Genomic DNA, 14,871 nt, shown 5'->3' on the forward strand with positions numbered 1-14,871 from the left:
CCGATGAAATATCGCGCAGCTCCCGATGTAAAGCAGAAGTTGGTACGAAGTTGGTACGAAGTCTTTAGCTCGTCCAAAGCCTATATTGCGCGTTATTTTATTTCAATTCCAGATCCATTTGATATTTCCCCGCTTCCAATTGGACAACATTGCTATTGCGGATATTCTCAGGCGGATAAAACGTTGCCGTGGCATTTGCCGGTATCTCCACGGTATATTCAATCTTGTTCCCCTTTACCTTCCAGCTGGACAGGATATTGCCATAGGAAGACTGATAAGAAATCGAAGACTCCTTGAGCTCCTTCGGGAAAATAGGCTTTAACAATACATGTTTGAAGCCAGCTTGTGTTGGATCAGGCAAGATACCCCCAATGGATTTAAAAAACCAGCCTCCAATCTCACCAAACATCATGTGATTATCAGAGATATCTCTTGTTGCTTTCAGATCCCAGTTTTCCAGCAATGTTGTCGCCCCATTGACAATCCACCAGCCCCAGGAGGGATAGGTATCCTGTACCGCAACTTTATAGGCTGTCTCACCATAGCCGTTATCTTTGAGCGCATTCAAAAGTGCTTTTGCCCCCAATACGCCAACATCTAAGTGAAAATTGGTCGCTTCTACCCTATTATTTAAATTGGCTGCAACTTTGGCTTTCATCGCTTCCGGTACCACGCCCCAATATAAAGGCACACTCAACTCTGTCTGCGTCCCCGTGCTATAGATCCCTTTTGAACGATCCAAAAACTTCGCATTGATGGCATCTTTGATCTTCTTGCTTAACATTTCGTATTTCTGCTGATCAGCTGTTTTTCCAAACATTTTTGCGGCAGAGGCCAAAATTGTCGCATCAACATAAAAATAAACAGATGAGGTAAGTTCGAGATTAGACTGCGATTTGACCGGCACCCAATCTCCCCTACCGAAGGTTGTCAAGCCATTGGGACTGATTCCATCCACGTAATCCACATAACGTTTAATATTGTCATAACATTCAGCTAGCAAGCTGGCATCTCCGTAAAACAGATAAGTTTGCCAAGGAATAATGGCAATGGTGCTTGTCCAGTCCAAGCCATTTGCGGTACCATAGCCCCAACCTCCTGTTGGTATGATATCAGGCAACACTCCGTTTTCCTGCTGTTCGTCCCGATGATCGGCCATCCACTTTTCATAGACAGTGATGCCGTCAAAATTATAATAGGCTGTTTCGATTGCGAGATGACCATCACCAGTCCAGCCATTTTTCTCCCGTTGCGGACAATCTGTGGGATAACCCATTAAGTTGGACAGATAGGCATTGTTGGTTGCTTCCCATAAACCGTTTATTAAGGGGGATGAAGTTTTCAGCTGACCAATTGGACGTACATCGCTATGCATGAAATAAGCTGTAACAGCGGATTCGTCCAATACAATCGGATCACTGCTGCTCACTTCGACATAGCGAAAGCCTTTATAGCCAAATTTCGCCATAAATTCATCCTCTTTCCTACCACTCAACGTCAAGATGTCGGTTTGAAAGGGTTCCAGTTCTTTATTCCCACGATAATATACATCAATATTGGACAGATCCAAGCGTCCATTTGCCTGCAATCGTTCGCCATGCTTGATTTTGATCACCGTCCCTGCCTTACCACCAATCTTGATCTTTGTCACACCGGCCATATTCTGTCCCATATCAAAGATGTAGGTTTTCTCATCCATCTTTTTCATTGATTTCGGCGAATACGATCGAACCAGGCGGATGGGCACCATCTGTTGGGAAACAATATTAGTAGAAGGTGGGTTCCGATACTGAATGGCATGCCACTGTGAATCGTCAAACTGTGGAGTATCCCATCCCGGCATCTCCAGACGGGCATCATAATGTTCGCCGGTGTAGATATTATTATAACGGATAGGTCCCGCCGCCGTCTTCCATTGTTGGTCTGTAGTTAACGTCTCCTCACTGCCATCCTGATAGACAATGCGCAGGTTCAAGCAAAATGTGGGACGATTACGCCAAGGGGCTTTATCAAAATTCCATACCGCTAATGGTTGATGATTATACCAACCATTTCCCAATACGACAGCAATGGCATTGTTTCCCTGCTGGATCTGACGGGTCACATCCTCCACCACATAGAGGGTACGTCTATCAAATCGGGTATACATCGGATCCAGACGATGGTCACCTATTTTTTTGCCATTTATTGAAAGCTCGTAAAGTCCCGCCACAGCAATATAGGCACGGGCAGACTTAATCGGCTTGGTCGTTTTAAATGCTCTTCTGAAATACGGTGCCGCCTGCTCGTGAATATCCTGATTATCACTGATCCATTTCCCCTTCCAGTTCTCCATCCCCATCATACCAGTCTCAAATGAAGCGATGGAAGATGTACTTTCACTCGCATTTTTGTCCCAGACACGCACTTTCCAATAGTATTTTGTCTGCCGTTTCAAGCTAATACCGTCATAATGAATCAACATCGCCGAACTCAGTCGCTTTCCGCTATTCCAGCTATTAGCTTTATTTTTTACCAATGCAAGTGAATCACTGCTTACCAAGATTTGATAAGCAGATTGCTTCGCTCCCTGTCGCTTATCGGTCAGTCGCCAGCTTAAGCGGGGATTTGATTTATCCACACCCAGCGGATTCACAAGATGTTCACAGTTCAATTCAATTGGCAGACATTCTTTTTGTTTTTGTGCATACAGTATCGAGCTTACACACAGCATCGTCATCAGTAAAATTTTCCGCATGTTTAGTTTATACTTCGTTCAGCTTTCTGTATTTCCTAGCATAGCATTTAGGTTCTTTCCTGGGTGACAATGCACACACTCAACAGGAATACAAAAAGTGTTAAATTGTTTTAGTTGATTCAAAAACGAATATATCAATTATTATCAAGATAATTAAACTGTACTGTCCTGTTATCCTGCCGATGAAAATTAATAGCAATGTTTTGGATTATTCATCAAAATAATCCTATATTAGTCCCGACTTTAGGGGTGTCTGCATATGCGGGCTGAGATTTTACCCTTATAACCTGATCCAGATCATACTGGCGTAGGGAAAAGTAAGCTATCTTCCAGATACATTACTGTATCTTGTTGTTGCCATTCCTAAAGTTTTACCAAAAAAATAAAAGGAATGGAACTAACAATCAATCATCAAATCCGATTTTTCGACCCCGCACCGGGCTCTTTGGCCGAACTTTTACAGACGGAATTATCCGGTAAAACCCAAGGTATTGCCGTGGCCCTCAACAACTGCGTTGTTCCAAAAGACAACTGGACCGCAACAGTTTTACAACCCAATGATCATATCCTACTCATAACCGCTACACAAGGCGGATAATCTCGTATGGAGCAGAATCAATTCAATATACCTAATTCCCCATTAACATGACAGCAGAAAAAATCACACAAACCCCTTTTCCAAATTCAACCAAAATCTTTGTTCCTGGTACACTCTTCCCTATCAAGGTGGCCATGCGTCAGATTTCATTGAGTCCGACCAAATTGAGTAATGGACAGATCGAGGTCAACCCGCCCATCAGTATTTATGACACCTCTGGTCCCTATACAGATGGGACACAAGAGATTGACATCCGTAAAGGACTTCCCCGTCTTCGTGATCAGTGGATCCTGGACCGCGAGGATGTCATACAGCTTGAAGGGATCAGTTCGCAATATGGTCAAAAACGTCTGGCAGATACCACATTGGACGAACTTCGGTTTGCTTACAGCCATAAACCTAAAGTTGCTGCACCGGGTAAAAATGTGACGCAATTACATTATGCCAGAAAGGGGATCATTACACCAGAGATGGAGTATGTTGCCATTCGTGAAAACCAACGGATAGAGCAACTTGCTGATAGTACACCGGGCATGGATCATCAGCATCCGGGCGAAAATTTCGGTGCCCGAACTGTCGGAAAATATATTACACCAGAGTTTGTCCGTGAGGAGATCGCCGCTGGTAGGGCAATTATCCCTAATAATATCAATCATCCGGAAAGTGAGCCGATGATTATCGGTCGCAATTTTCTGGTAAAGATCAATGCCAATATCGGTAATAGTGCAGTGAGTTCAAGTATCGAAGAAGAGGTTGAAAAGGCCGTTTGGGCCTGCCGCTGGGGTGCCGACACAATTATGGACCTGTCTACAGGCAAAAATATCCACGAAACCCGCGAATGGATTATCCGCAATTCACCTGTTCCAATAGGTACTGTCCCGATCTATCAAGCGCTGGAAAAGGTCAAAGGTGTTGCCGAAGATCTCACCTGGGAAATTTTTCGGGATACCCTGATCGAGCAGGCCGAACAGGGTGTATCCTACTTCACAATACATGCTGGGGTTCTATTGCGTTATATCCATTTAACAGCACAGCGGGTGACAGGGATCGTGTCAAGAGGTGGATCCATCATGGCTAAATGGTGTCTTTTCCATCATCAGGAAAACTTCCTTTATACCCATTTTGAAGAGATCTGTCAGATCATGAAACAGTATGATGTTGCTTTTTCGCTTGGTGATGGGTTGCGCCCCGGCGCAATTGCCGATGCCAATGACGCCGCACAATTTGCAGAGCTGGAAACTTTGGGTGAGTTAACCAAGATTGCCTGGAAGCATGATGTACAAGTGATGATCGAAGGACCGGGCCACGTTCCGATGCAGCTTATCAAAGAGAACATGGAAAAACAGCTGGAATGTTGTGACGAGGCTCCATTTTATACCCTCGGTCCACTGACAACCGACATTGCTCCGGGTTATGACCACATTACTTCTGCCATTGGTGCGGCAATGATCGGCTGGTATGGCTGTGCCATGCTCTGTTATGTAACACCAAAAGAACACCTCGGACTGCCCAATAAAAAAGATGTGAAAGATGGTGTCATCACCTACAAACTGGCTGCGCATGCTGCAGACCTAGCCAAAGGACATCCTGGGGCACAGTATCGCGACAACGCCCTGAGTAAGGCGAGATTTGAATTCCGCTGGGAGGATCAGTTCAACTTGTCATTGGATCCAGACACTGCCCGTGAATACCACGACGAAACTTTACCTGCAGACGCTGCCAAAGTAGCACATTTCTGTTCGATGTGTGGCCCAAAATTCTGCTCCATGAAAATTACACAGGAAATCAGGGATAGCGCAGCACAGGGTATGCTTGAAAAATCACAGGAATTCATCGCCCAAGGAAAGGAAATCTATTTATGATCATTGCATTGACAGCAGCGGAAGAATTCACTTCAGAACTTCAGACCATACATGCACTGTTTGAACAGGGGCTTGATCTTTTGCACTTGCGAAAATATCATTTTTCAGATGAACAAATGCAGCGATATGTAGCATCAATAGATGCAACATATCACGATAGACTGGTTCTGCATTCTCATCCGCAGCTGTCAAATGCACTTCATATTAACAGAATTCATTTAAATGAACATCATCGGCGAAACGGCATTTTTGATCCGCAGCTGACCAACTGTATCTGCTCGACATCAGTCCATCATATCAATCAGTTCAATACGCTGGACAAATGCTGGAATTATGCCTTTTTAAGTCCATTATTTCCAAGCATTTCCAAAGCAGGCTATGGGCAGCACAATGCTGTACTGGATCAATTACAGTTCCGTTCCAATTTTGATGTTCATTTAATCGGTCTGGGGGGGATAAAAGCTGAGAACTGCCTGCTTTCAATGGAAGCTGGAGCAGATGGAATCGCTTTACTTGGCGCTTTATGGCAAGCCCCCAACCCTATTCAACATTTTATTACATGCAAACATCAACTATGCTCGAAAGACTACAGTATATCTCGCAGGGACTGACACGGACAGAACAGAAGAACAACATCCTAAAGGCATTGGATGCTGGCGCCAACTGGGTCCAAATAAGGTGGAAACAAGCTGACGAGCAAGATTTCATTCGGCTTGCACAGCAGATAAAACAGATCTGTGAACAATTCGGAGCCAAATGCATCATCAATGACCATGTGAAACTTGCCAAGGAACTGGATGTCGATGGTGTACATCTTGGACTAACGGATTGTGCTATCGCCGATGCACGTCGGCTATTGGGGCCATCCAAAATTATTGGCGGTACCGCAAATAGCCTGGAAGATGTGCAAGGCCGAATAGCAGAACAATGTGATTACATCGGACTCGGCCCCTATAGACATACTGATACAAAACAAAAGCTCAGTCCATTATTAGGCCTAGCGGGATATGAAAATATCATCAACCAAATCAATCAGCAGGGACTCCCTCCTGTTCCGATTTTCGCCATCGGTGGAATCAGCAGTCTTGAAGACATTCAAAATCTGTTGCAGACAGGAGTTTATGGTGTAGCGGTATCAGGATTGATCACCCAGACACCAAACATTATTTCATCCATTAAAAATCTTTTACCATGAGCATATTACAAATAGCCGATCGCAGCTTTGCGTCCAGATTATTTATGGGGACAGGCAAATTTGGCAATCTGAACGAAATGAGTGCGGCCATTCAGGCTTCTGGTTCGCAGCTGGTTACTGTTGCACTCAAGCGGATTGACCAGCTTGCTGCACATGACGAATTAATCGCTGCAATTGATCTAACGACAATAGATCTACTTCCCAATACTTCGGGAGCAAGAACAGCAGAAGAAGCCGTTTTGGCGGCCCAACTTGCCCGAGAGGCTCTTGAAACAAACTGGGTCAAACTGGAAATCCATCCTGATCCACGCTACCTATTACCTGACCCGATTGAAACATTACGGGCAACAGAAGAACTGGCAAAATTGGGGTTTGTTGTCATGCCCTATATCCATGCAGATCCTGTGCTCTGCAAACGACTGGAAAATGCCGGAACAGCTGTCGTTATGCCTTTGGGGGCGCCCATTGGCAGCAACAAGGGGCTCCGTACATTGGACTTCCTGGAGATCATTATCGAAGAAAGCAATGTACCGGTAGTTGTTGACGCTGGAATTGGCGCCCCTTCGGACGCCGCTAAGGCCATGGAAATTGGTGCTGACGCCGTATTGGTCAATACTGCAATTGCCGTTTCCAATAATCCGCTGTACATGGCAGAAGCTTTTAAAGAAGCCGTCATTGCGGGACGTAAAGCTTATGAAGCTGGTTTGGGCCCTATCAGTTCCCGAGCGATCAGTTCGAGTCCGTTAACCTCATTTTTATTCGATTGATATAGCGCCATGAACGATTTTAAAGAGATACTTGACCAATACAACTGGGAAGAAGTTCAAACAAAGATCTATGGCGCCTCGGATCAAGATGTACTGCGTGCATTAAACCGCGCGAATTTGACACTCAACGATTTCATGGCACTTATTTCTCCCGCTGCAACACCTTATCTGGAGCAGATGGCACTTAAAGCACAGCAGATCACGCAGCGACGATTTGGCAAGACCATCCAGCTTTATGCACCACTGTATCTCAGCAATGAATGTCAGAATATTTGTACCTACTGTGGGTTTAGCATGGACAATAAGATTAGGCGAAAAACACTGAACAACACCGAATTATTACTGGAAGCGATGGCACTCAAATCCATGGGTGTCAACCATGTATTGCTGGTCAGTGGGGAAGCAAACAAAACGGTGGAAATCAATTATTTCTTAAATGCAATTGAGCTGCTCAAACCTCATTTCTCCCAAATATCGATCGAAGTCCAACCCTTGGAACAGGAAGAGTATCAATTATTACAGGCTGCAGGGGTGTATGCTATTTTGGTCTACCAAGAAACTTATCATCGGGAGGTGTATAAGAAATACCACCCGAAAGGGAAGAAATCCAATTTTGATTATCGTCTGGATACCCCAGACCGCATTGGGCGGGCCGGCATTCATAAAATTGGATTGGGGGTATTACTCGGATTGGAGGATTGGCGTGTAGACAGCTTCTTTACGGCTACCCACATCAGTTATTTGCAAAAACAGTATTGGCAGACCCGGTATTCTATTTCCTTTCCAAGGCTGCGACCAGCCGAAGGCTCTGTAGCGCCCAATTTCCACCTCTCGGACAAGCACCTGCTCCAATTGATCTGTGCTTACCGCTTATGGAACGAAAATCTGGAAATCTCAATTTCCACCCGGGAAAATGAAAGCTTCAGGGATCATATCATTCCCATCGGGGTGACAACAATGAGTGCAGCCTCAAAAACAAACCCCGGTGGCTATGTGGTAGATCCACAAGCCCTGGAGCAATTTGAGGTCAGTGACGAACGGGATATGGAAACCATAAAAAATCAAATCCGGAAAATGGGATATGACCCGGTGATGAAAGATTGGGAAAGCAATTACTCAGGATTAGTACGTTAGGCAGATGAAAGAAGACCTTATTTTCGAACGGTATAGCCGACAGATTTTTATCGAGGAAATCGGTGTTGTGGGGCAACGAAAAATCATGAATTCCAAGGTGCTTATTGTGGGTGCTGGAGGATTGGGAAGCCCCGTATTACAATATCTAGCCGCAGCAGGCATCGGTCGTATTGCTTTAGTTGACTTCGACCAGGTCGAACTTCATAATTTGAATAGGCAAGTGATCCATAGTGAAAAGCAGCTACATGTCAGCAAAACAAAAAGTGCAGCCGATTACATCAAACAGCATAATAGTACCATTGACTTTCAACCGGTACAGCTGAAGCTCGAGGCTGACAATGCAACAGAAGTCTTAGCACCCTATGACATCATTGTGGATTGCTGTGACAACTTCAAGACGCGTTATCTGCTCAATGAAACCTGCGTCAGGCTGAACAAGCCCTTAGTCTATGGAAGTATATATGGATTCGAGGGGCAATTGGCCGTATTTAATTATCAAGGAAGCAAGCACCTCCTGGACCTATTTCCAACAGTTCCCTCTCCTGAACAAGTACCCAATTGTGATAAAAATGGTGTACTAGGGCCATTACCAGGCATAATAGGGAGTATGATGGCTATGCAGGTGCTCAAAATGGCTGCCGGCCTGCCCGTAGATTGTAATCAATTGACTCTTGTCGATACCTATCACTGGCGCTTTACGAAGCTTTCTTTTTAAGATATAACTTAACGAGCTCTCCTATCTGCGGAGAGCTTCTTCTTAAAATTCATCTAAAACAAGCATTGGCAAACAATATTTTCTAATTTTAGTTTATATATTAGCAAGCTAAATGTCAACTATACAATCTGGAATGAAAAAAGTAATCTATCCATTACTATCACTCGCTTTATTGCCTTTATTTTCAATTGCCCAAGAGACAAAAATCACCGCTGATGATCTCTTTGCCAAAGCACGTAAGGTCGCTTTTGATTCAAAAGACTATCCGCAGGCCATCCAATTATCGAAACAGGCGCTTGTACAGGCACCAGAGTATACCGACATCAGCATCTTTCTGGGGCGTCTTTATACCTGGTCAGACAAGATTGATTCAGCCCGGACGCTCTTTCATGAGCTAGATAAGAAAAATACAAAAGATGAAGACTTCTTTTTAGCTTATGCAGCGCTGGAGTACTGGAATAACCAGGCTGAGAAAGCGAGCCAGCTGACCGACAAAGGGCTGGGTTTTCACCCGCAATCACAGGATCTCCTGTTGTTGAAAGCCAAGATCAACTATAGCGCCAATCACTATGAGGTCGCCGAAAATGCAGTGCATCAACTCCTCAAACTAGACCCAAAAAATGCGGAAGCGCGATCTTTGGCCAAAAACATTGAGGAATATACCGCTAAAAACGCCATTGGTTTAACCTATAATTTCGTCTATTTTGACAAACAGTTTGACAATAATTGGCATATCGTTGGCTTAAGCTATAAACGTGCTACCCCGATTGGATCTGTGATCTTTAGAACAAATTATGCAAATAAGTTCGCTGAGAATGGTGTACAGTTTGAAATGGAAGCTTATCCACGTCTATCCAAAATATTTTACCTCTATGTCGGAGCAGCATACTCCAATAATGTAGGCATATTTGCCAAATACCGTACAGGTGTCTCCTTATACGCCAACCTACCCAACAGTTTTGAGGGGGAAATCGGATACCGACAGCTTTATTTCAGTGATAATATCTGGATGTATACAGCTTCCGTCGGGAAGTATTACCAAAACTTCTGGTTTAATCTCAGGACATACCTCACACCCGGCGAGAAGAATATTTCCCAATCTTATACCGGCACAGTGCGTTACTATACCAAAGGTGCAAACGATTACTTCGGATTTAGTGCCGGAACAGGTTTGAGTCCCGAGGAAAACCGGAATAATCTATTGGACAACGCTCCATACAAATTAAAGACATTCAAAGTAGGTGCTGAGTATAATTTTTCGGTTAAACAAAGCAACCTATTCTCGATCTCGAGCACCTATTATAACCAAGAATTCCGACCAAAAGAAAAAGGAAATCAACTGGATATCATCCTAGGCTATATCCGCAAATTTTAGTCTTTCTTCAAGGGTCTAAAATAGTTGACATAGACACTGTCTGGTAACAATCTTTTTTGGGTATAAAACAGTTTGTTCTTGCGCTTAAACAATTCAAAGCACTTGGACAATTCTTCTTTTGCATTATCCGGGGCCACATCTTCATTGAATGTGCCATCCAGTTGATATAATTGGCCCTCAGAAAGGTGATAATTACCGCGCACAAAGTCAATCAGTTGATTCTTGCTCTGCATCATGGCGATCCCCTCTCCTTTCGCTGATGCGCCTTTATCAAGGCCTTGACCAATCCAGGTCACTTGAGTTGGAGTTTTTAGGGCAAAATTTTCTCTATAATATGCCAGTACCGAAGGAGCAATGTCAAAATGGCTCACAAAATTGTGAAAGGTCTTTGCTTCTTTTAGCAGGGACGAATAAATCAATAGTGGCACATGATAACGGTCTATTTTACTCTGTAAAGGTATCTCCGGCATAGCGTGATCTCCCGTGATAATAAAAATGGTATTCGCAAAATCCGGTCTTTTTTTATATTCCTTAAAAAACTGTGCCATCGCATCGTCCAAATTTAAAACTGAAACAAGCTGTGTCCGGTTCTCCAGGGCCCATTTTTTTTGCGTCGGAGACAGCTCCATAGATGCGATTCGCTGATCAAATAACTGCTCATAATGGGCTGCATTATTAATTAAAAAAGGATTGTGTGTCGATAGCGTCAGCAGGACATGGAAATAGGGATTCTCCTGCACTTTTTGTACTTCAAGCAATTTGCTAAATACAGCCTGATCTTCATATCCCCAACTTTCGCCTCCTTTTTCCGGTAACTTCTTATACGGTGGACCAAAAGCCTCCTGGTCAATGAGTCTATCAATTTTGTTATAGTCCATGAATTTTTTCATGAAATCGAAATTAGAATGACCACCATAGAAAAATCCGGTATTAAACCCGTTATGCTTTAGAATGTTGAACAGATTAAAGTTATCCGGCAAAGTATCCTGCTCAAGGAAACCATGCATGGCGAAAGGCAATGAGCCAGTTAATGTAGGCAATACCGAAAATGTCCTTCCCGAGGAGCTCATATTATTATCCCAATACAAGGATTGTTTTTTCAACGCACCTATAAATGGCGTAAAGTTGCCAATATAACCATTTTCCGAACTATAGGCATGTCCCAAACCTTCAATAACAAGAATGAGCAAATTCGGTGCCTTCGTTGTCTTGTTTAAATAGGCTCCCAGGAAATCCTTGGTATCTTCAGTTTTCAGAAAAGGAAATTTACTATCCAGCTCCTTCGGATCCGCATCATCTTGACCGAGTACAGCCAACATTCCGGGATGCTCCGCCACATAATCGGATAAATTGGAATCAAAAAAATAACGCCATTTACTTCGACTTGCATTGGCCACAAATTCATCTTTTGCTGAAGCGCTTCCCAAGATTGAAGCCGAAGAAATAAAGCAAGACACAAGGCCTATTGAGACGAAAGCAATCCCCGCATAAGCCTTTTTAAAAGTCTGCTTATTGGCTATCCAAAGCGGCACCCAGGCGATCACAATCAGTAATAAAAGTAAAGCGATATTCGTAAAACTCAGCATGCCACTGGCTTCCAAAATCTGTTTCATCTCCTCGGAACTGTAATAAAATAGGTCTGCGCCAAGCAGATTTCGCGATTCCGCAAAATACAGAAACAGAATAAATTGAATGACAACGATTGCTGATAATGATACGACCAGCAGAAACTTCGACCAAAAGCTACTGAGAAACTGAAGCAATAAATACCCTATCCCAACGCAACCAAGCACCTGAAAGGCAAAGAGCAGATTGTCTCCAAGCAAGTATTTCCCTGCCCCCACATCTGCCAGCTGGACAAAACGTCGGCCATACCACCACCATTCTATGCCGATGGACAACATGTACAACACAAAGAAAACAGCCATGACTGGACCGATTCCCTGCAATGCTAAATTTAATCGCTTACCCAAGTATTTCCAAACGGACTCATTCGACTCCTTTTGTTGAAAACCCTGTCTTGTCATTTCGCCCCAACCATGTTGCTTACGAAAGTAATCTACTACCCCCTGCACACCGGCTTTGACAACAATGGGATGAAAATATAAAGGTTCAAGAATGGCGGTTGTAAGCAAAGTCGAGAGATCCCGTTTTTTTGTATAGACCTGGTGGCTGACAAGATCAACCAAAATCGCATAAATTGAATAGAGAATTCCAGAAGCGATAACCAGCGCAAATAAGGCAAAGAAGAAAGGCCAGTTGATGATTCCTAGAATAAAAAAGATCACAAAAACAATGTAACCTGTAAATTCGACAAGAGGTCCCAAAAACTCAAAGAAAAACCAGTAAGGCATACTGATCATACCAAAACGACCGTATTTGGGATTAAACATCAGTTTTCGATGTTTCCATAAGGTCTCCATGGTGCCTCTCATCCAGCGATTGCGCTGTTTGCGCAGGACCTCTTTTGACTCCGGCACTTCCGTCCAACACAAGGGATCCGGAATATTAACGACTTCATAGGCTTGCTTTTGCTCTTCCATATAGCGCCGCATACGTACCACGAGTTCCATATCCTCACCCACCGTATTTCTGTCATAACCACCACAAGCCAGAACGATCTGACGATCAAAAGCACCAAAAGCACCAGAAATCAAAATCAATCCAGAAGCCCTGGACCAAGCCATTCGCCCCAAAATAAAGGCACGAATATATTCCAGCGCCTGCGTGCGACCCAACCAAGACTTTGGAAGATTTACCTCCGTCACGGATCCATTGACTACATTGCAATTATTGGCCAAACGTATTACGCCACCACAGGCAATAACACGTTTCTCTGTTTGTTCCAAAAAAGGTTTCGCCAATTTTAAGATCGCATCCTGTTCCAGAATACAGTCCACGTCGATACAGACGATATAATCACCTGCGGAAATGTTAACACCAACATTGAGTGCGTCCGCTTTACCGCCATTCTCTTTATCGACAACAATGAGTTTTTTAAAGGCAGGATTTTTACTTTTATAGATCCCCCGAATTTCCTTAGTTTCAATATTTCCCTGAACAAAAAAAGAAGTGGACTCGAGTTCATAAGCTGCAATCAATTTCTGCATGGAATCATCCTTACTGCCATCATTCACAATAATAATTTCCAAATTATGATAATACAGGGATAATAAAGAGCGTACATTCTCAATGATCGTCATTCCCTCATTGTAGGCCGGAGCAATCAGACTGAAGGTGGGTGCATTGGGATTAGTAGCAATAATACTATAATCGGTAAATGCGTTTTTATGTTTATAACGAAAGACTGCTCCATAAGCATATAGTCCAATCCACGTATAGATAATAAATACGGCGGCAGAATAAAGTAAAAACAGCCAAACTACAATTTCATATACAATATGGGAAAATTCTAACATTTTTTCTCTTGCAAAGCGTGTTTAATAATCTGGATAAGTTGGTCGTAAGTATCTGTTCTTTCCGAAATTTCGCGTAAATATTGATCTTCCCCTAGAACGACAAGCACTTCAGCCGCAGAGATTTTAACGGATACCTCGGCATGATTCCACAATTGTTCCTTCAAAAAGTCTTCACATTCCCTGCTCCGGGCTACTCTCATGGATTTAAGAATTTCAAGCTGCACTTCAATGGGCTGTTGATCGAAGCAGGTCATAAACTGGCTGATCGTCGTATGGTTTTCTATGGCTTGCATCGTCCGTATAGCCTGCACACGAACAGATATGGCTGAATGGTCAAGTAGGTCATAGACCGCTGTATACATCGCCATCAATCTAAATTTTCGGATCAGGCGCAAAGTAAATATAACGACCGAATCATTTGTACTCTTTAACCAACTGTAAACCTGCACATCAGAAAGTTCAGGTATATGATGAATAGAGTACAGGAGTCGCAACTGCTGCCAGTCTGATAACGGTTTATCAAAATGCTCCAAAAATCCCAGACCTTCATAGCCCTGAAAACTTACCATAGCATACTGTGCCTCCTGATAAATCGCCGTACGGTCGTCATTCAGCTTTGCCTTTATCTCCGGAATTGCCGCTTCAACATTCATTGCAGCCAATTCCTGTATACCACCGGCGATGAGATAGGCTTTTCTTTGCCTTAGCTTTCGCCAAGCCTCGTCTTCCAATTTGAATTCATAAAAGAGGCCATTGATAGCTTTTTTTGCCCCACCGGAAAATTTCCGGTCCGAAGCAACCAATACATCCAAAAAAAGTGCGCGAAATGAAGGTTCCTTGAGATGTTTGCCAAATTCCTGATCCTGTTCAGTATTCTGATCCGTTCCCACAATCGTCTCCATAATTTTATACTCAATAATCTGTCTCCAGGAATGTCGATTATGTAAGATCCTATAGCTGTAAAAACTGTAGCCCAGCACGGCTATAATCAGCAATAGCACTAGAACTAGAACGGCGATTATTGCTAGGATAAGCTCATGTAGGACGATATGCTGGGACATAATCTAAG

The 14,871-nt window shown here is 43.4% G+C and carries 11 protein-coding genes and 1 riboswitch; of the genes, 8 read left to right on the forward strand and 3 right to left on the reverse strand.

Annotated elements, in window-relative coordinates; translation table 11 throughout:
• Nucleotides 1-97: 97 nt before the first annotated feature.
• Nucleotides 98-2,737: an alpha-L-rhamnosidase gene (locus ABFX33_RS03000; protein ID WP_346084207.1), complete on the reverse strand. Its 2,640-nt coding sequence runs from the start codon at nt 2,735-2,737 to the stop codon at nt 98-100.
• Nucleotides 2,738-2,972: 235 nt separating this feature from the next.
• Nucleotides 2,973-3,068, forward strand: a riboswitch (TPP riboswitch).
• Between the two features lie 60 nt (nt 3,069-3,128).
• Here ABFX33_RS03000 and thiS point away from each other — a divergent pair.
• The 8 genes from thiS (at nt 3,129) to ABFX33_RS03040 (ending at nt 10,383) form a co-directional block, all read left to right on the forward strand.
• A complete protein-coding gene (gene thiS, locus ABFX33_RS03005) occupies nt 3,129-3,335 on the forward strand; it encodes a sulfur carrier protein ThiS (RefSeq protein WP_223579580.1) in 207 nt (68 codons plus the stop codon).
• 47 nt (nt 3,336-3,382) lie between these two features.
• Nucleotides 3,383-5,197: a phosphomethylpyrimidine synthase ThiC gene (thiC, locus tag ABFX33_RS03010; protein ID WP_346084209.1), complete on the forward strand. Its 1,815-nt coding sequence runs from the start codon at nt 3,383-3,385 to the stop codon at nt 5,195-5,197.
• The gene (locus ABFX33_RS03015; protein WP_346084211.1) at nt 5,194-5,808 is read left to right on the forward strand and encodes a thiamine phosphate synthase; all 615 of its coding nucleotides are present in this window, start codon (nt 5,194-5,196) and stop codon (nt 5,806-5,808) included. Before thiC ends, ABFX33_RS03015 begins: the two co-directional genes overlap by 4 nt.
• A complete protein-coding gene (thiE, locus tag ABFX33_RS03020) occupies nt 5,757-6,392 on the forward strand; it encodes a thiamine phosphate synthase (RefSeq protein ID WP_346084212.1) in 636 nt (211 codons plus the stop codon). Before ABFX33_RS03015 ends, thiE begins: the two co-directional genes overlap by 52 nt.
• Nucleotides 6,389-7,159 carry a thiazole synthase gene (locus ABFX33_RS03025; protein WP_346084214.1) on the forward strand — a complete coding sequence of 257 codons (771 nt, stop codon included), beginning with the start codon at nt 6,389-6,391 and terminating at the stop codon, nt 7,157-7,159. Before thiE ends, ABFX33_RS03025 begins: the two co-directional genes overlap by 4 nt.
• 9 nt (nt 7,160-7,168) lie before the next feature.
• Nucleotides 7,169-8,293 carry a 2-iminoacetate synthase ThiH gene (gene thiH / locus ABFX33_RS03030; RefSeq protein WP_346084216.1) on the forward strand — a complete coding sequence of 375 codons (1,125 nt, stop codon included), beginning with the start codon at nt 7,169-7,171 and terminating at the stop codon, nt 8,291-8,293.
• A 4-nt stretch (nt 8,294-8,297) separates the two neighbouring features.
• A complete protein-coding gene (locus ABFX33_RS03035) occupies nt 8,298-9,008 on the forward strand; it encodes a HesA/MoeB/ThiF family protein (protein ID WP_257089860.1) in 711 nt (236 codons plus the stop codon).
• 133 nt (nt 9,009-9,141) lie between these two features.
• On the forward strand, nt 9,142-10,383 hold the full coding sequence (locus ABFX33_RS03040; protein ID WP_346084218.1) for a YaiO family outer membrane beta-barrel protein: 1,242 nt from the start codon (nt 9,142-9,144) through the stop codon (nt 10,381-10,383).
• Here ABFX33_RS03040 and ABFX33_RS03045 read toward each other — a convergent pair.
• Both ABFX33_RS03045 and ABFX33_RS03050 read right to left on the reverse strand, forming a co-directional pair.
• Nucleotides 10,380-13,802, reverse strand: a complete 3,423-nt coding sequence (locus ABFX33_RS03045; RefSeq protein ID WP_346084219.1) for a sulfatase-like hydrolase/transferase — start codon at nt 13,800-13,802, stop codon at nt 10,380-10,382. The two genes, ABFX33_RS03040 and ABFX33_RS03045, sit on opposite strands and share 4 nt — an antisense overlap.
• Nucleotides 13,796-14,863, reverse strand: a complete 1,068-nt coding sequence (locus tag ABFX33_RS03050; protein ID WP_346084221.1) for a hypothetical protein — start codon at nt 14,861-14,863, stop codon at nt 13,796-13,798. Before ABFX33_RS03050 ends, ABFX33_RS03045 begins: the two co-directional genes overlap by 7 nt.
• Nucleotides 14,864-14,871: the final 8 nt, after the last annotated feature.

This window comes from Sphingobacterium ginsenosidimutans, from assembly GCF_039536865.1.
In the GTDB taxonomy this organism is placed as follows: Bacteria; Bacteroidota; Bacteroidia; order Sphingobacteriales; family Sphingobacteriaceae; genus Sphingobacterium; species Sphingobacterium detergens.